A 16,962-nucleotide genomic window follows, 5' to 3' on the forward strand; every position below is an offset into this window, starting at 1 on the left:
GAGGCGCAGCGGCGTCAGGCGCTGGCGCAGTCCGAAGGATCGTTGCGGCGTCTTTACGAAGGCTGGCGCGCCGAGCTCTTGAAGGCGCAAGCGCTGATGGAGGCGGGGCTCGACTTCGCCGACGAGGCGGAAATTGCCGTCGATGTCGGCGTCAAGGCGAGCGCCATCGTCGTGCCCCTGCTTCGATCCATCCAGCAGCATCTCGCCGACCGCAGCGGCGAGCGTCTGCGCGACGGCTTGCGCGTGGTGATCGCCGGTCCGCCCAATGCCGGCAAGTCGTCGCTGCTGAATGCGCTCGCCAAGCGCGACGCGGCCATCGTGTCGGAGGAGGCGGGCACGACCCGCGACGTCATCGAGGTCCATCTCGATCTCGGCGGGCTGCCGGTTATCCTCGCCGACACCGCGGGGATAAGGCCGGGGACAGGGGCGATCGAGTCGGAAGGCATCCGCCGGGCGCTCGCCCGCGCCGAAGATGCGGATCTCGTCCTCTGGGTGATCGATGCGATGAATCCGATCTGGGAGCCGCCGGCGCCCCTTGCAGCCAAGGACGTCATATTTGCCCTCAATAAATCCGATCTCGGTGCGCCGCGGGCGCACAATAGCGCCGTAAAGAACCCACTGGTTCTCTCGGCCAAAACTGGCGCCGGGCTCGATGCGCTGATCGCCCGGCTGGCGGCGCTCGCAAGCGCCGAAAGTGCCGGATTTGGCCACATACCGCTGACCCGCACCCGCCACCGGACCGAGCTCGTGTCATCCCGGGACGCTTTGCAACGTTTTGTTAACCATGATCTTTCGCCAGAGCTCCAAGCAGAGGAGCTCCGCATCGCCGCCCGCCATTTGGGGCGTCTCACCGGCCTCATCGACGTGGAAGAGGTGCTGGGCGCCATCTTCGCCGAGTTCTGCATCGGCAAGTAGGAGCCTCTTCGCGCCTCAATTGATTCACGTGAAACAGTGGCGGTTCAGGGCTTTGACGGGGCGTGCGGGACCGACTACTTACCGGCCATGAGCAAGGACTTTAGCAAGGGCTTCGACGTCATCGTCATCGGAGGCGGACATGCAGGCTGCGAGGCCGCCGCGGCGTCCGCGCGCCTTGGCGCCCGGACCGCGCTCGTCACCCACCGCTTCGACACCATCGGCGAGATGTCCTGCAACCCGGCCATTGGCGGTCTCGGTAAGGGGCACCTGGTGCGAGAGATCGATGCGCTCGACGGGCTTATGGGCCGCGTGGCCGACGCCGCGGGCATCCAGTTCCGCGTGCTCAACAAGTCGAAGGGCCCGGCCGTGCAAGGCCCCCGCGCCCAAGCCGACCGCAAGCTCTACCGGCAGGCTATGCAAGCGGCGATCTCGGCGACCGCGAATCTCGAGGTCATCGAGGCAGCGGTCGAGGACCTGATCGTCGATGGGGATGACGTGACGGGCGTCGTGACGACCGACGGCCGCCGCTTCAGCGCCGGTGCCGTGGTGCTCACCACCGGCACCTTCCTCAACGGCCTCATCCATATCGGCGAGACCAAGATCCCGGCGGGCCGCATGGGCGAGGCGCCGGCGCTCGGTCTGTCCGAGCGGCTCTACGGCTTGGGGCTCCGCATGGGACGTCTCAAGACGGGCACGCCGCCGCGCCTCGACGGCACCACGATCGCCTGGGAGCGGCTCCAGGAGCAGCAGGGCGATGTGCCACCAGTGCCGTTCTCCTTCCTCACCGAGGCCATCGCGACGCCTCAGGTGCCTTGCCACATCACACACACGACCGAAGCGACCCACGCCATCATCGAGAGCAATCTCTCCCGCGCGCCGATCTATTCCGGCGCCATCGGCAGCGTCGGCCCGCGCTATTGCCCGTCCATCGAAGACAAGGTCGTCCGCTTCAAGGAGCGCGGCAGCCATCAGATCTTTTTGGAGCCGGAGGGGCTCGACGACGACACGGTCTATCCCAACGGCATCTCCACCTCGCTGCCCGAAGACGTACAGCATGCCTTCCTCAAGACCATTCCGGGGCTCGAGAATGCGCGAGTGAAGCGTCCGGGCTACGCGATCGAATACGACTATGTGGATCCGCGGGAGCTCCATCCGAGCCTGGAGACCAAGGCCGTCGGGCGGCTGTTCTTGGCGGGCCAGATCAACGGCACCACGGGCTACGAGGAGGCGGCCGGGCAGGGGCTGATCGCCGGTATCAATGGGGCCCTGGTGGCGTCCGGCGCGAAGGACCATTTCGCCGTGACCCGCGCCGACGGCTATCTCGGCGTGATGATCGACGATCTGGTCACCCGCGGCGTGACCGAGCCCTACCGCATGTTCACGAGCCGCGCCGAGTACCGGCTCATGCTCCGCGCCGATAATGCCGACCAGCGCCTCACGCCGCTGGGGCTTGCTGCCGGCTGCGTGGGTGAGGCGCGCCGCGCCGCGTTCGAAGCCAAGAGGGCGATGCTCGAAGCGGGCGCCGTGCTGCTACGCAGTCTCACGCTTACGCCCGACGAGGCGGCGAGAGCCGGGCTCACCATCAATCGCGACGGCCGCAAGCGCAGTGCTTTCGACCTTCTCAGCTATCCCGAGATCGGCCTCGCCCGCCTTGCTCAGATCTGGCCCGAGATCGGCGCGCTCGATGAGAGGATCGCGAACCAGCTCGCGGTCGATGCGCGCTACGCCGTCTACATCGCCCGCCAGGAGATGGACGTCGCCGCCTTCCGCAAGGACGAGGCGATCGCCATTCCTGACGGCTTCTCCTTCGATGCCCTGCCGGGCCTCTCTAACGAGATTCGCCAGAAGCTCGCTCGCCACAAGCCGGCGAGCCTCGGCCAAGCCGCGCGCCTCGATGGCATGACGCCCGCGGCGCTGATGCTGCTCCTTGCGCATTTGAAGAAGGGCGCGGCGGCGAAAAGCGCATGAGCGCGCGGCATAAGGGACTCACCCTCATCGAGGGTCCTGAATCGTTCGCCGAAGCCTTTAATGTTCCACATGAAACAATTCTGGGCCTGCGCCGCTATGCGGACCTGCTGGCGCATTGGCAGCGATCGATCAACTTGGTCGCGCCCTCGACCCTGCCGGCGGTCTGGTCGCGCCACTTTGCCGACTCGGCGCAATTGCGTAGTCTTGCGCCGGACGCCCGACTCTGGCTCGATCTTGGTTCGGGCGCAGGTTTCCCCGGGCTCGTCATTGCCCTCCTGCAAGCCCAAGTGCCGGATTTCCGCATGCATATGGTCGAATCTAACCGCAAGAAATGCGCCTTCCTCGCCGAGGTCGCCCGCGCCACCCAGACCCCTGTGGACATCCACGCCATGCGTATTGAAGACCTTCCCGAAAAAGCTCAAAGCCTAAGACCGGATGTGGTCAGCGCGCGGGCGCTCGCGCCGCTGCCCCGCCTATTAGAGCTCGCAGAACCGTTCGTCGGGGAAGGAACCAGGGGGCTGTTCCTGAAAGGTCGCGAGACAGAGGCCGAGATCGAGGCCGCGCAAGCCGGGTGGGATTTCGAGTTTCGCCTGCATCCCAGTCTGACCGACGAGCATGCCCGCATCGTCGAACTGACCGGCTTGCGGCGGAGGGCATCATGAGCCGCGCCGCCACCCGCGTCCTTGCGCTTGCCAATCAGAAGGGCGGCGTCGGCAAGACCACCACTGCGATCAATCTCGGCACGGCGCTGGCCGCCGTCGGCGAGCGCGTGCTGATCATCGATCTCGACCCGCAAGGCAACGCCTCCACCGGGCTCGGCATCGAACAGCGCCAGCGCTCGACTTTCGATGTCCTCACCGGCGACGCCACGATCATCGAGGCCAAGGTCGCCACCCATGTGCCTCGGCTCTCCATCGTGCCGGCCACGATCGACCTCATGTCCTTCGAGAGGGAGGCTGGGAACGCGAGCGGCAAGCACTATCGCTTTCGGGATTGCCTCGCGGAGCTGACCGCATCTGAAAGCGTGGACGAAAGAACGACCTATGTTCTCATCGACTGCCCGCCGTCGCTTAACCTGCTCACCCTGAACGCGTTGGCGGCGGCGGACGCGGTCCTCGTGCCGCTACAATGCGAGTTCTTCGCGCTCGAAGGCCTGGCCCAGCTCCTGAGCACGGTCGAGGAGATCCGGGTTCGCCTCAATCCCAAGCTCCGCATCCACGGCGTCGTGCTCACCATGTACGACCAGCGCACCAGCCTCTCGGACCAGGTGGTGGAGGACGTGCGCGCGGTGCTCGGCGAGAAGGTCTACACCACGGTCATTCCGCGCAATGTGCGCGTCGCGGAATCGCCGTCTCACGGCAAGCCGGTGCTCCTTTACGATTACAAATGCTCCGGCAGCCAAGCCTATATCCAGCTCGCCTCCGAGGTGATCGAACGCGAGCGCCGGATACGGGCGGCATGATGCGGAAGGCCCGGCCCTCGGCGGCCCAACACTGGAGATAAGACGATGGCTGTCAGCGCACAGAAGAAACGCTTGGGTCGGAGCCTGGCATCGCTCATCGGCGAGGGCGCCGAGGAGGCGGAAGGCCGGGCCAACGACCAGCAAACCGTGCCGCTCTCGGCGTTGAAGGCCAGCCGCTTTAATCCGCGACGGGATTTCTCGGACACGCAACTCGACGAGCTTGCCGCCTCGATCCGCGAGCGCGGTCTCGTCCAGCCCCTGGTGGTTCGGCCTCTGGCTGGCGGGGACCGCTTCGAGATCGTCGCCGGCGAGCGGCGTTGGCGCGCGGCGCAGCGCGCGAACCTGCACGAGGTGCCGGTCGTCATCCGGACGCTCTCCGACCAGGAAGCGATCGAGATCGCCATCATCGAGAACGTCCAGCGCGAGGACCTGAACGCCATTGAGGAGGGCGAGGGCTATCACGCCTTGATGCAGGGCCACGGCTATACGCAAGAGGATCTCGCCAAGGTGATCGGCAAGAGCCGCAGTCACCTCGCCAACACTCTTCGCCTGCTCAAGCTGCCGAAGTCGGTCCAGGACTTGGTGCGGCAAGGCGGGCTCAGCGCCGGCCATGCGCGCGCCCTGATTGGACACCCCGACGCCGCCGCGATCGCAGCCCGCATCGTTAAGGAAGGGTTAACGGTGCGCCAGGTGGAGGCGCTAGCCCAAGAGGAAAGCGAAAAGCCGAAGCGCAAGAAGGCGGCCGGCAAGGATGCCAACACGCGCGCGGCGGAGTCGGAGTTGCACGACGCCCTTGGCCTCAAGGTCGAGATCAAATCCGGACGCGGCGAGCGGGGCGAGCTTCGCATCCGCTATACGAGCTTCGATCAGTTCGAGGATATCCGCACCAGGCTCATGCGCCGGCCGCGCTGACCTTAGCCGTCGCTCAGAAACTCTTCAGCCTTGAACAGCGATTTGAACGGCACGCCCGCTTCCGCATAAAGCGCCGCCGCGCCCTCGCCCCGATCGAGGATCGAGATGACCAGCGTGACCTTGGCGCCTGCGTCTTCGACCGCCTTGACCGCGTCCATGGCCGAGCCGCCGGTCGTGGTTACGTCCTCGAGGATCACCACGGACTTGCCTTTGATGTCGTTGCCGTCGACGCGCTTTTGGGTGCCGTGATCCTTGACCGCTTTGCGAACGAAGAAGCCCGGCAGGTAGCGGCCATGAGCCGGACTCTTCATCGCCACCGGGGCAATAAGCGGTACCGCGCCCATCTCAATGCCGCCCACCGCATCAGCTGTAACCCCTTGAAGTTCCACAAGAATTAAGTCCGCCATGAGATCGGCGCCGTCGGGGTCGAGCATTGCCGGCTTCATGTCGAAATAGAAATCGCTTTCCTTGCCGGAAGCGAGCACCACACGCCCACGCCGGAACGCGCGCTCGCGCAGCAGCATGAAAAGCTTGTTACGGCGCTCGAACGTGGCGGCGTCCTGGTCCATCTCAACTCCTTGGGGCCAAAGCCGGACATGCATAAGAACGCGTGCCCAGGGCGTCAAACTTTCGATGTCAACGTCAGCAGGAGCCGTTCGGCGAACGCGCTATCGAGATCGGGTGAGCGGCGAGATCGCCTGATCGTTTCCTGGATCAAGGGCAGCGCACTTGCGAGCCGTTTCGCGCCCCATTTCCGGCAATGGGCTGCGAAGGCGTCCCGGCGCTTGTAGTGGAGCGGCGGCCGCAAAGTCCGGACTGCCTCGTCGAGATTACCCTCGCGCGACGCCACCTGGTGGAGCCGGGTGAAATGCCGGGCGAGCGCGGACAGCGCCGCGGCGCGATCCGTGCCGGCCGCGGCAAGCCGCTGCAATTCGCGCAGTGCGTCCTTGGCTTCGCCGCCGCTCGCCGCATAGACGAAATTCTCAAGCGCGATCTCCGCCGCGTCGCCTACGACGGCTGCGATGTCGTCATGGGTGATCCTGCCGCCGCCTTGGGCGTAGAGCGCAAGCTTGGCGACCTCGGTGCGCGACATGGCCTGGTCGGCGCCGAGCCGGCTCATCAGATAGGTTTTCGTCTCGCGGTCGATGGCAAGACCGGCCTCGGCAAGCTCCGCATCGATCACGGCGGCCAAGTCGCGCTCATCCGCATAGCAGGGTAGCGCCGCCGCATCGGGGAGCTTCTCGAACAGTTTGCGCAAGCCCGAATCGGGCCGGAGATTGCCCGCCTCGACGATCAGCGCATTGTCCGATGGCTCGGCCAGCAGTGCCTTCAACGAGGAGACATCAAGCCGGCTTCCGGCCGTGACCCGCACCACCTTGGCGCTGGCGAACATGGGCTGGGTGCGCAGCTCGACGTCGAGCCGGGCCGGGTCCTCGGCGAAGTCGCGATCGTCGAGTCGGATAACCTCGGCGTCGGCTCCCTGCCGGCGCGCCAGGGTTCGCGTCAGCGCCGCGGCGCGTTCGGACACAAGGCCCGCGTCCGGCCCATAGAGGAGCACGACGCGGCAGTTGGGGTCGGGAGATTTCAGGAAGCGCGGAACGGCCGAGGCTTTATGGGCGACCATGACGGCTCGATCCGCGCGAAGGGTTCAGGTCAGGCGGAGCCCCGCGACGCTCAAGCCGAGCTGGCGAGGAAGGCCGCGAATTGCGTCTTGATGCTCTCCGACACGGTCTCGGCAACTCGGTTTTCCGCGTCATAGCGAGCGCGCACGTTGGCGAAGATCTCTTGGTAGCGGTTGTAAGGCGCGCGCGACACGGCCGATCCCTGATGGATGATCGCGCCGCTCGAGGCGTCGATCAGCTTGAAGTTCGCCTCGAGCTGGTAAACCTGACCTTTGGCGTCACCCGAGATCCGCACGAGCTGATTGATGACCTGTTCGCGGATGGCGATCCTGAGCTTGAATTTTTGAGGCGGTGCAACGCCGCCGCCCGTGTTCGCAAAGATCAGCTCGTTGCGCACCTTCTGGCCGACGCGACCGGGGATCGGCTGGACATCGACGGCCGCCATGGTTTCCGACAGCTTGGCGCCGCTAGCGGTGGTGGAATTCGAGCCGTAAAGCGGCTGGAATCCGCATCCCGCCAAGCCAAGCCCAGCCAGTCCGGCGCAAGCCACCAGCGCAAAAGCAGGATTACGCCACCACATTGACGATCCTCTGCGGCACGATCACGACCTTCTTGATCTTCCGTCCCCCTATGGCGCGGGCCACATTTTCGAGCCCCAGCGCCGCAGCTTCAATATCTTCCTTCGAGGCGTCTCGCGCAATCGTCAATTCGTCTCGCCTCTTGCCGTTCACCTGGACGGCGATGGTCACCGTATCCTCCGTCAAAAGGGCCGAATCCGCCTCCGGCCAGGGCTGTTCGTCCACGAGCCCTTCATTTCCAAGGAGCGCCCAGCATTCCTCCGCCAGGTGCGGGACCATGGGGGCCGCGATTCGCGCCAAGAGCTCGGCGGACTCCCGCAACGCGAACTTCAGATCAGCCCCAGGTTGCTTCGTCGAGGCCTGCAACGCGGTCGAGAGAGCGTTGGCCAGCTCATAGATCTGGGCCACCGCCGTGTTGAAGCGCAGCTTCTCGATAGCCCCGGTCACGCCGGCCACGGCCTTATGCGCGGCCCGGCGCAGCGCCTCCGCCTCGGCGCCAATCTCCGCGCACGCTTGCGTTCCCGGCGCGGCGCCTTTCGCCGCCGCCTCGCCCACCAGCCGCCAAATGCGTTGGAGAAAGCGGTGCGCACCTTCCACGCCGCCGGCGGTCCATTCGATGTCGCGCTCCGGCGGCGTGTCGGACAGCATGAACCAGCGCGCGGTATCGGCCCCGTAGGCGGCGATGATGGTGTCGGGATCGACCACGTTCTTCTTCGACTTCGACATGGACTCGACTGCGCCGACCGTGACCGGCGCGCCGGTCTTCACCTGCACCGCCTTGCCGTCGCGCAAGGTGACCTCTTCGGGGAGGAGCCACTTGCCCTCCCCGTCCTTGTAGGTCTCATGCGTGACCATGCCTTGCGTGAACAGACCGCGAAAAGGCTCATCGATTGCAACGTGCTTTGTCTTGTGCATCGCGCGCGTGAAGAAACGCGAATACAGAAGATGCAAGATGGCGTGCTCCACGCCGCCGATATATTGGTCGATCGGCAGCCAATAGCCGACGGCGTTCGTGTCGGTCGGCACGGAAGCGCGCGGCGAGCAAAAGCGCGCGAAGTACCACGACGAGTCGACGAACGTATCCATCGTGTCGGTCTCGCGCCGCGCAGAGCCGCCGCATTTCGGGCAGGCGACGGTCTTCCACGTGGGATGATGGTCGAGCGGATTGCCTGGCACGTCGAAACTGACGTCGTCGGGGAGCTTCACGGGGAGATCGTCCGCCGGCACCGGCACTATGCCGCAAGCCTCGCAATGGATCATGGGGATCGGACAGCCCCAATAGCGCTGCCGGGAAATGCCCCAATCCCGCAAGCGAAACTCGGTTTTCCGCACCCCTTGCGGCGCCCCGTCGACGGTGCGCGCCGCCAAGCGATCCGCCATGGCGATCTTCGCGTCGGCCACGGCGAGCCCGTCGAGAAAGTCGGAGTTTGTCATCACGCCGTCGCCTGTATAGGCCTCAGCGCCGATCTCGAACGTCTTGGGATCTTCTCCCGGCGGCAGCACCACGGGCGTCACCGGACGGTCGTAAGCACGCGCGAATTCGAGGTCCCGTTGATCGTGCGCGGGACAGCCGAAGATGGCGCCGGTGCCGTACTCCATCAGGATAAAGTTAGCGATGTAGACGGGAAGCTCGACACCCTCGATCGCGGGGTGCGCCACGCGCACGCCGGTGTCGAATCCCTTCTTCTCCTGCGTCTCGAGTTCCGCGGCACTGGTACCGTGATGATGACACTCGTCGATGAAGGCTTGCGCGTCCGCGTTCGTGGATGCGATGGCCTGCGCCAGCGAATGGTCCGGCGCGATAGCCATGAACGCGGCGCCGAACAGCGTGTCGGGACGCGTGGTGAACACCTCGATGGTCGCGAAGTCTTCTGGTGCAGTGCCTGCGACTGTCTCGAAGCGGACAAGCAGACCTTCCGAGCGACCGATCCAATTCGCCTGCATCAGGCGCACCTTCTCGGGCCAGCGGTCCAACGCCTGAAGCGCGTCGAGCAAGTCTTGCGCATAGTCGGTGATCTTGAACACCCACTCCGGCTGCTCGCGTTGCTCGACCAACGCGCCCGAGCGCCAGCCGCGTCCGTCGATCACCTGCTCGTTGGCGAGGACCGTCTTGTCCACTGGGTCCCAATTCACCTTGCGCGTCCTGCGGTCGACGAGCCCGGCCGCGAGCATGTCCAGGAAGAGCTTTTGCTGCTGGTGGTAGTATTCAAGATCGCAAGTCGCGAGCTCGCGCGACCAGTCGAGCGACAGCCCCATGCTCTTCAGCTGGCCCCGCATGGTGGCGATGTTGTCGTAGGTCCATTTGGCCGGGTGCACGCCACGCTCGATGGCGGCGTTTTCCGCGGGCAAGCCAAAGGCGTCCCAGCCCATGGGGTGGAGCACGTTATGGCCCCGGGCCCGCATGTAGCGGGCGACGACGTCGCCCATCGTGTAGTTCCGCACGTGCCCCATATGGATGCGGCCGGACGGGTACGGGAACATCTCAAGAACGTAGTATTTCGGCCGCTGGTCGTCCTCGCTGGCCTCGAAGAGGCTCTTGGCCTCCCACGCCTGCTGCCAATGCCTTTCGCGTGTCGGCGCGTCGTAGCGGTCCGCGGCCATCTGTCTTATCCATTCCTCACATCGATTCGGCGCGGCAATCGAACCCAAATGCCCGAAACGGTCAAGTTGTGCCGAAATCGCGCGTTGCCGCAGGCCGCCACGGACCCGAAGATGTTTGCTAGGTACCTTGCATGAGCTCTGAAAGCCACTCCGCCGCCGAGATTCCGGAGCGCCTCCGTCTGGTGAAGGAAGAGATCGTGCTCGCGGCGGAAGCCGCCGGCCGGAAGCCAAGCACGGTCGAGCTCGTCGCCGTGACTAAGACGATGCCCGCCGCTGTCGTCGAGGACGCCATCGAAGCGGGTCAGCGCGTCTTCGGCGAGAACCGCGTGCAGGAGGCACAAGCCAAATGGCCCGCGCTGAAGGCGCTGCATTCGGACCTCGAGCTTCATCTCATCGGGCCGCTTCAGACGAACAAGGTGAAAGAGGCCGTCGCCCTATTCGACGTCATCGAGACGCTCGACCGGCCGAAACTTGCCCGCACCCTCGCCGAGGAGATGGAGCGTACGGGAGTGCGTCCGCGCCTCTTCGTTCAGGTCAATATCGGCGAGGAGCCGCAAAAGGCTGGGATCGCGCCCGAAGAGACAGCCGACTTCGTAGCGCTCTGCCGAGACACGTTCGGTCTCGCCATCGACGGGCTCATGTGCATTCCGCCGTTCGACGAGGAGCCGTCGATGCATTTCGCGCTTCTCGCCAAGCTTGCCCAAGAGATCGGGCTCGACGAGCTGAGCATGGGAATGAGCGGCGACTTCGAGAAGGCCATCGCTTTCGGCGCCACCTATGTGCGCGTCGGCACCGCCATCTTCGGTACGCGTGTGCTTCTCGACTAACGCGTGATGAGGACGGTCGTGCCGCTCTTGATCTCGGCAAGGACCGCCAAGAGATCACGCCGCGAAAGCGCCACGCAGCCTTCCGTCGGCGTGTAACCGTCCCGGGCCAGATGCACGAAGATGGCGCTGCCCTTTCCCCGGATACGCGGCCGGTCGTTGTAGCCGAGCACGAGAATAAGGTCGTAAAGCCTGTCGTCCCGCATCAGCCCCTCGGCGCTCCGTTTCGAGGGCAACCGCACCAGCCGGTTGTAGTTTCGGTCCATCGGGTCGTCGCACCAGCCGTCCTCGGGGCGGATCGCCCGCACCGGCAGCGATGTACGCGGCCGCGGGATTCGGTCGGAGCGGTAGAGGACGAGGCGGACGGGAAAGCGCCCGAGCGGCGTGCCGCCGTCGCCCTCGCGCTTGAGAGGTTTCACGCTTCCTCGGCCGATGGCGGCTTTCCGTACGCTCGTGCCCAGCTGGACCCGCGCCTGACAAGAGCGCCCTGGCGCGCGGCGCACAACGATGGGCCTTGATCGCCTAACTCTCATGGTTCATGGCTCTTTTTGGCCGGTGTCACGGGGTCGACATGCTTGTCGCCGGGCCACCGCCCCCTTACAACCCTCCGGAGCACAGTCTTTGGGAACCCCAGCAAGGACGGGCCGATGAGCAACGCGCGCAGGATCCTCATCATCGACGATGACGACGAGCTTCGCGAGTCTTTGAGCGAGCAGCTTTCGCTTCACGAGGAGTTCGACACGGAGCTGGCGTCCACCGCGCAAGAGGGACTGAAGCTTGCCCGCAACGGTCATGTGGACCTGGTTCTGCTCGATGTCGGTCTGCCCGATCTCGATGGCCGGGAGGCTTGCAAGCTTCTGCGGCGCAGCGGGTTCAAGGGGCCTGTGGTTATGCTCACGGCTCAGGCTTCCGATGCCGATACCATCCTCGGCTTGGAGTCCGGAGCGAACGACTATGTAACCAAACCCTTCCGTCTCGGCGTTCTGCTGGCTCGTATCCGCGCGCAGCTTCGGCAGCATGAGCAAAGCGAAGACGCCGTCTTCACCATCGGCCCGTACACCTTCAAGCCGGCGGCGAAGCTGCTCCTCGACGCCGGCGGCAGCAAGATCAGGCTCACCGAGAAAGAGACCTCGATCTTGAAGTATCTCTATCGTGCCGGCGAGCGCGTGGTGACGCGCGACGTGCTACTGCATGAGGTGTGGGGCTACAACGCCGGCGTCACGACCCATACGCTCGAGACGCACATCTACCGGCTGCGCCAGAAGATCGAGAAAGACCCCTCGCAAGCCGAACTCCTCATCACTGAGACCGGCGGCTACAAGCTCGTCCCTTAGACCAAGGCCTCATCATGAGGCGGTCAATCGATCTCGAAATCGGCGATAACCGGCACGTGGTCGGAGGTGCGCGGCCAGTCACGCGTCTCGTCGAGCACGCGCATGGAGACTGCCGCCCCGTCGAGCGCCGGGGTGGCCCAGACATGGTCGAGCCGCCGCCCGCGGTTCGAGGCGCGCCAGTCGCGGTTGCGGTAGCTCCACCAAGTGAACAGCTTTTGTTCGGGCGAGACATGACGTCGCATCACGTCGATCCAGTCATGAGCGGCCCGCACCTGCTCCAGCCGGCCGGTCTCCGGGGGCGTGTGGCTCACCACTTTGAGGAGCTGCTTGTGGGACCAGACATCGGTCGGCAGCGGAGCCACGTTGAGGTCGCCGACCAGGATCATGCGGTTCTTGCCCTTGGTGCGATGGCCGTCGAACCAGGCGGTCATGGCGTCGAGGAAATCGAGCTTGTGCTGGAACTTGTCGTTGACCGCGGGGTCGGGGACGTCGCCGCCGGCCGGCACGTAGAGGTTATGCAGGACAACGGGCTTCCGGCCCGGCGCCGCGCCGTCGAGCGCCACGGCCAAATGCCGCGCCTGCCCCCGCCCGCAAAGGTCGCGGCGGTCGGCGCGCTTGAAAGGGATGCGCGAGAGCGTCGCCACGCCGTGATAGCCCTTCTGGCCGCAGACCGCGATATGGGGAAAGCCCAGCGCCTCGAGTGCCGCGCGGGGAAACTGATCCTCCTGGCACTTGATCTCTTGCAGGCAGAGCACGTCGGGCTTCTCGGCCCGCACGAAGCGCTCCACCAGGTCGAGCCTGAGCCTGACCGAGTTGATGTTCCAGGTGGCGATCCGAAGACGCATTGTGACAGCTGGTATGGCGTTCGGCGCGCAGGGGCAAGGGCGGCACGCGGGCAGGCGCTGGTTATGCAGACATTCAACAGAGCCGGAAAAGAAAAAGGCGTCCAACCGCTGCGCAGGGTTGGACGCCAGAAGCGCGTTTTTCGCGCGCGTGCCGGGAGGGAAGCCGGCACGAGCGAACTACATCTTCGGCTAGACGGGGGGCACTACCGATGAAATCGATGTAGTCCGCTTCTGAAGCAACAGATATGTAGATCGCCGGGCGATTTCAACGCCCGTCGCCTGGAAAATTTAACAAGATGTAAACGGCCTTAGCGGCCAACCTTAAAAGACTGATTCACTTAGGATTTGTAGCCATGACCCTAGCGGAAGGGAGACTGGCTAAAGTCCTTGGAGTCGAACCATCCAGTCGCCACGCGTCGCCCGGCGACAATATTGTTGACGGTGACCCGGGTCGTCAGGCCTTGAGCGTCGGTGATCACCCACTCCTTCAATTCGAGCTCCGGGCTCGCATTGAAATAGAGTTTGATCCGCCCGGCGGCCTCGCCCCCGCGGTCTTCCAGTGAAATGGCAAGTGTTCCGTCCTGCCGCTCGACGCCGACGATGCGCGCGTCGCGGCCAAGATCGACGGTGTCGGTCAGCAGCAGCCGGAACGGTGTCGATTTGATCGGATACTTCTCCACGGTCTTGAGGGCCGAGTCTTCGATCGCCAGGGAGTTCCCGTCGGCCAGGATGCGCAGCGCGCTCGGCGGTGCGTAGTCGAAGCGGATTTTACCGGGCCGCTGCACGTAGAAGCGGCCAGACGTGCGCTTGCTGTTTGGATCGACCTGTTCGAAATGGCCTTGCAGATTGGTGATGCCGTTGAAATAGGCGTTGATGCGGTTGACCGCTTCCGCCTGATCCGCGCCGATGAGCGGCGTGGGCGCGTCCGTCGCCTCGACCGCCGCCTCCCAGCTCGCCCCCTCATCGATCGCGGCCGGCGTGATCTCTTCGACGGGCGCGGCATTGTCCGGCGGCACCACGTCCTGGCCGATCGACGGGCGCAGCGCACTCTCGGGCGCACCGCCGCCCTGCTCGGCATTTCCTCCGGTTATCGGCGATTTGGGCACGGTCGTCGAGCCGTCCTGGGCAAAGGCCAGTCCGGCGGTCAGGCTCAGGGCGATTGGCAGACTCGCGAAGACCCTGGCGGCACTGCGGATTGTCATAAACCCTCTCGTCGCGTCCAGCTGGGGCGTGGACGCAAGCTTTGAGACATTCGATAGATGATTCCGTCAAATCTGGTCAACTTCTTGGCGGCGGAAGTCAAACGCCCTAATAAGGCGCTGCGGCCTCGTCGTCACCCACCAGAATCTCGCGCTTACCGGCATGATTGGCGGGACCGATCAGCTCCTCGTTCTCCATGCGCTCGATCAAGGTCGCCGCGCGATTATAGCCGATCCCGAGCCGCCGCTGAATGTAGCTCGTGGAGACCTTCCGGTCGCGCAGAACCACGGCCACGGCCTGGTCATAGAGCTCGTCGCCGCTGTCGCCGTATTCGGACGGGCCGCCCTCGTCGTCGTCCTCGTTCTCCGCCTCATCGGTGACCGCGTCGAGATAGGCCGGCACGCCCTGCCGCTTGAGATGGCGCACCACCTTCTCGACCTCATCGTCAGACACGAAGGGCCCATGCACGCGGATGATCCGCCCGCCGCCCGCCATATAGAGCATGTCGCCCTGGCCGAGCAGTTGTTCGGCGCCTTGCTCGCCGAGAATGGTGCGGCTGTCGATCTTCGAGGTGACCTGGAAGCTCACGCGCGTGGGGAAATTCGCTTTGATCGTGCCGGTGATCACGTCGACGCTCGGACGCTGGGTCGCGGTGATCAGATGGATGCCGGCCGCGCGCGCCATCTGCGCCAGCCGCTGCACCGCCGCCTCGATATCCTTGCCCGCCACCATCATGAGGTCGGCCATCTCGTCGACGATCACGACGATGTAGGGCATGGCCTCGTAGTCCATCTCCTCTTGCTCGTAGATGGCGCGGCCGGTCTCGCGGTCGAAGCCGGTCTGCACCGTACGGGTCAGCATCTCGCCTTTGGCTTCGGCTTGCAGGACGCGGGAGTTGTAGCCCTTGATGTCGCGCACGCCGAGCTTGGACATGCGCTTGTAGCGCTCTTCCATCTCGCGCACGGTCCATTTCAGCGCGACCACGGCCTTTTTCGGGTCGGTCACCACCGGTGCCAGAAGATGCGGAATTCCGTCGTAAACCGACAGTTCCAGCATCTTCGGATCGATCATGATGAATTTGCACTGCTCAGGCGACAGCCGGTAGAGCAGCGACAGGATCATTGTGTTGATCCCGACCGACTTGCCCGAGCCCGTGGTACCGGCAATCAGAAGGTGAGGCATGCGCGACAGGTCGGCGATCATCGGCTCGCCGCCGATCGTCTTGCCGAGCGACAGCGCCAGCCGCGCGTCCGTGTCCTGGAAGTCGGACGACTCGAACATCTCGCGCAGCATCACCATCTCGCGCCGGTCATTCGGCAGTTCGATACCGATGGCATTGCGGCCTGGCACCACGGCGACGCGCGCGGCAATCGCGCTCATGGACCGGGCGATGTCGTCGGCCAAACCGATGACGCGCGAGGATTTGGTGCCGGGCGCCGGCTCGAGCTCGTACAGCGTGACCACGGGACCGGGGCGTACATTGGTGATCTCGCCCTTTACGCCGAAGTCCTGAAGCACCCCTTCGAGCTCGCGCGCATTCTCCTGCAAGACCTCATCGCTCACGCTTTTGCCGCGGGCCGAGCGCGGCTGTGCCTGGAGAAGTCTGAGGCCCGGTGGATCGTAAGGCGTGTCGGAATACTCGGAATGAATGCTCGTATGCCGCTTCTTCCGCTTCTTGTCCTTCTGCTCGAGACGCGTGATCCGGTAGTCCGGATCGTCCTCGTCGTCGTAATCCTCGTCCTCGTCGTCATAGTCGACGAGAGGCGCGGGGCCGAAGGACGGCTCGATGCGGCCATGTGCATCGACCACGGGCTGGGGCTCCTCCCAATCCTCTTCGTCCTCCTCGTAGTCTGCGTCGAACCCTTCGGCCCGCGGCTTGCGCCGGAACAAGCGGCGCGTTACCGCGAGCGTGTGCATGCCAAAATGCATGCCCGCGCCGAGCCAGGCATTGGCCCATTCGCTGGCGGCGGCGGAGCGCGGAGCCCACAACGCGATCAGCCGCGACGTACTCGTGCCGCAAGCGAACAGGAGCAGCCAGAAGCCTATGATGAAGAATGCCAGCCCGGCGACGAAGGCGACGGCGGCCTCCGGCAGGAACGGGCCGATGATATGTGCGCCGGCCATGATGAAGTCGCCGAGAATGCCGCCAAGGCCGTTGGGCAGCGGCCAGCTCTTGGGCTGGGGCAGGGCGGCGAACGCCGCGCCAAGCAGGAGCGCGGAGGCGGGCCAGGCGAGCAGCCGCCACTTGCGGCGGTTGGGGACGGTGCGGGCAACGAGATGCCAGCCCCAGGCGGCCAGTGGCAGGAACAGAAAGATCGCGGCAAGCCCGAGCGACTGGATACCGACATCGGCGGTGATCGCGCCCCAGCTTCCCAGCAGGTTGCGGGGGACGACCCGGGTCGCGTTGTTGAGGCTCGGGTCGTGCACCGACCAGGTCGCTAGGCTCACCCACACGGCGCAAGCGCCCGCGATCAGAACGAAGCCATACGTGCCGAAAATCAGCCGGCGCAAGCCGGTCTCCACGGCGCTGGGAAGAAGCCGCCGCTGTGCCTTTGCTCTACCTCTTGATGCCATCCCTCTAACCCAGTGTGGCGACGATGCGCGCTAAGCCTCCCGCGTTGTCTCCGCGTCATGCACGAGCGCGGCCCGAATAAAATCCCGGCCGGGGTCGGCCTGGCGGACTAACGGCTTCGTGAGATAG

General features: G+C 65.0%; 14 protein-coding genes and 1 pseudogene. 7 read left to right on the top strand and 8 right to left on the bottom strand.

Annotation, left to right across the window (positions count from 1 at the left end; all coding sequences use genetic code 11):
* From ACSLE4_RS03275 to ACSLE4_RS03295, 5 genes are all read left to right on the top strand, one after another.
* Positions 1 to 915 (top strand): tRNA modification GTPase (locus ACSLE4_RS03275; RefSeq protein WP_435903058.1); only part of this gene is annotated, 915 nt, incomplete at its 5' end.
* Positions 916 to 1,002: 87 nt separating this feature from the next.
* Positions 1,003 to 2,883, top strand: a complete 1,881-nt coding sequence (gene mnmG, locus ACSLE4_RS03280) for a tRNA uridine-5-carboxymethylaminomethyl(34) synthesis enzyme MnmG (protein ID WP_435903059.1) — start codon at positions 1,003 to 1,005, stop codon at positions 2,881 to 2,883.
* A complete protein-coding gene (rsmG, locus tag ACSLE4_RS03285) occupies positions 2,880 to 3,545 on the top strand; it encodes a 16S rRNA (guanine(527)-N(7))-methyltransferase RsmG (protein WP_435903060.1) in 666 nt (221 codons plus the stop codon). The genes mnmG and rsmG overlap by 4 nt, the downstream gene beginning before the upstream one ends.
* Positions 3,542 to 4,345: a ParA family protein gene (locus ACSLE4_RS03290; protein ID WP_435903061.1), complete on the top strand. Its 804-nt coding sequence runs from the start codon at positions 3,542 to 3,544 to the stop codon at positions 4,343 to 4,345. The genes rsmG and ACSLE4_RS03290 overlap by 4 nt, the downstream gene beginning before the upstream one ends.
* A gap of 45 nt (positions 4,346 to 4,390) precedes the next feature.
* Positions 4,391 to 5,257, top strand: coding sequence for a ParB/RepB/Spo0J family partition protein (locus ACSLE4_RS03295; RefSeq protein ID WP_435903062.1), 867 nt, complete (start codon positions 4,391 to 4,393; stop codon positions 5,255 to 5,257).
* Between the two features lie 2 nt (positions 5,258 to 5,259).
* On the opposite strand, the gene pyrE is transcribed toward ACSLE4_RS03295, so the two are convergent.
* The 4 genes from pyrE to leuS are packed head-to-tail and all read right to left on the bottom strand — an operon-like array spanning position 5,260 to position 10,058.
* The gene (gene pyrE, locus ACSLE4_RS03300) at positions 5,260 to 5,826 is read right to left on the bottom strand and encodes an orotate phosphoribosyltransferase (protein WP_435903063.1); all 567 of its coding nucleotides are present in this window, start codon (positions 5,824 to 5,826) and stop codon (positions 5,260 to 5,262) included.
* Positions 5,827 to 5,879: 53 nt separating this feature from the next.
* Complete coding sequence (gene holA, locus ACSLE4_RS03305; RefSeq protein ID WP_435903064.1) at positions 5,880 to 6,881, bottom strand: DNA polymerase III subunit delta; 1,002 nt, start codon at positions 6,879 to 6,881, stop codon at positions 5,880 to 5,882.
* A 50-nt stretch (positions 6,882 to 6,931) separates the two neighbouring features.
* Complete coding sequence (locus ACSLE4_RS03310; protein ID WP_435903065.1) at positions 6,932 to 7,459, bottom strand: hypothetical protein; 528 nt, start codon at positions 7,457 to 7,459, stop codon at positions 6,932 to 6,934.
* Positions 7,446 to 10,058, bottom strand: coding sequence for a leucine--tRNA ligase (gene leuS, locus ACSLE4_RS03315; protein WP_435903066.1), 2,613 nt, complete (start codon positions 10,056 to 10,058; stop codon positions 7,446 to 7,448). Before leuS ends, ACSLE4_RS03310 begins: the two co-directional genes overlap by 14 nt.
* 131 nt (positions 10,059 to 10,189) lie before the next feature.
* On the opposite strand from leuS, the gene ACSLE4_RS03320 reads away from it, so the two are divergent.
* A complete protein-coding gene (locus ACSLE4_RS03320; RefSeq protein ID WP_435903067.1) occupies positions 10,190 to 10,885 on the top strand; it encodes a YggS family pyridoxal phosphate-dependent enzyme in 696 nt (231 codons plus the stop codon).
* On the opposite strand, the gene ACSLE4_RS03325 is transcribed toward ACSLE4_RS03320, so the two are convergent.
* Positions 10,882 to 11,415, bottom strand: coding sequence for a L,D-transpeptidase family protein (locus tag ACSLE4_RS03325; protein ID WP_435903068.1), 534 nt, complete (start codon positions 11,413 to 11,415; stop codon positions 10,882 to 10,884). The genes ACSLE4_RS03320 and ACSLE4_RS03325 overlap by 4 nt on opposite strands.
* A 114-nt stretch (positions 11,416 to 11,529) precedes the next feature.
* Here ACSLE4_RS03325 and ACSLE4_RS03330 point away from each other — a divergent pair, with 114 nt between their 5' ends.
* Positions 11,530 to 12,216, top strand: a complete 687-nt coding sequence (locus tag ACSLE4_RS03330; RefSeq protein ID WP_435903069.1) for a response regulator transcription factor — start codon at positions 11,530 to 11,532, stop codon at positions 12,214 to 12,216.
* 23 nt (positions 12,217 to 12,239) lie between these two features.
* Here the strand turns inward: ACSLE4_RS03330 and ACSLE4_RS03335 are convergent, their stop codons facing one another.
* The 3 genes and pseudogenes from ACSLE4_RS03335 to ACSLE4_RS03345 form a co-directional block, all read right to left on the bottom strand.
* The gene (locus ACSLE4_RS03335) at positions 12,240 to 13,061 is read right to left on the bottom strand and encodes an exodeoxyribonuclease III (protein WP_435903070.1); all 822 of its coding nucleotides are present in this window, start codon (positions 13,059 to 13,061) and stop codon (positions 12,240 to 12,242) included.
* Positions 13,062 to 13,420: 359 nt separating this feature from the next.
* Complete coding sequence (locus tag ACSLE4_RS03340; protein WP_435903071.1) at positions 13,421 to 14,263, bottom strand: outer-membrane lipoprotein carrier protein LolA; 843 nt, start codon at positions 14,261 to 14,263, stop codon at positions 13,421 to 13,423.
* 106 nt (positions 14,264 to 14,369) lie between these two features.
* Positions 14,370 to 16,739, bottom strand: a pseudogene (locus ACSLE4_RS03345) (DNA translocase FtsK 4TM domain-containing protein); the annotation flags it as partial.
* Positions 16,740 to 16,962: the final 223 nt, after the last annotated feature.

This window comes from Methyloceanibacter sp., from assembly GCF_051306395.1.
Classification (GTDB): domain Bacteria; phylum Pseudomonadota; class Alphaproteobacteria; order Rhizobiales; family Methyloligellaceae; genus Methyloceanibacter.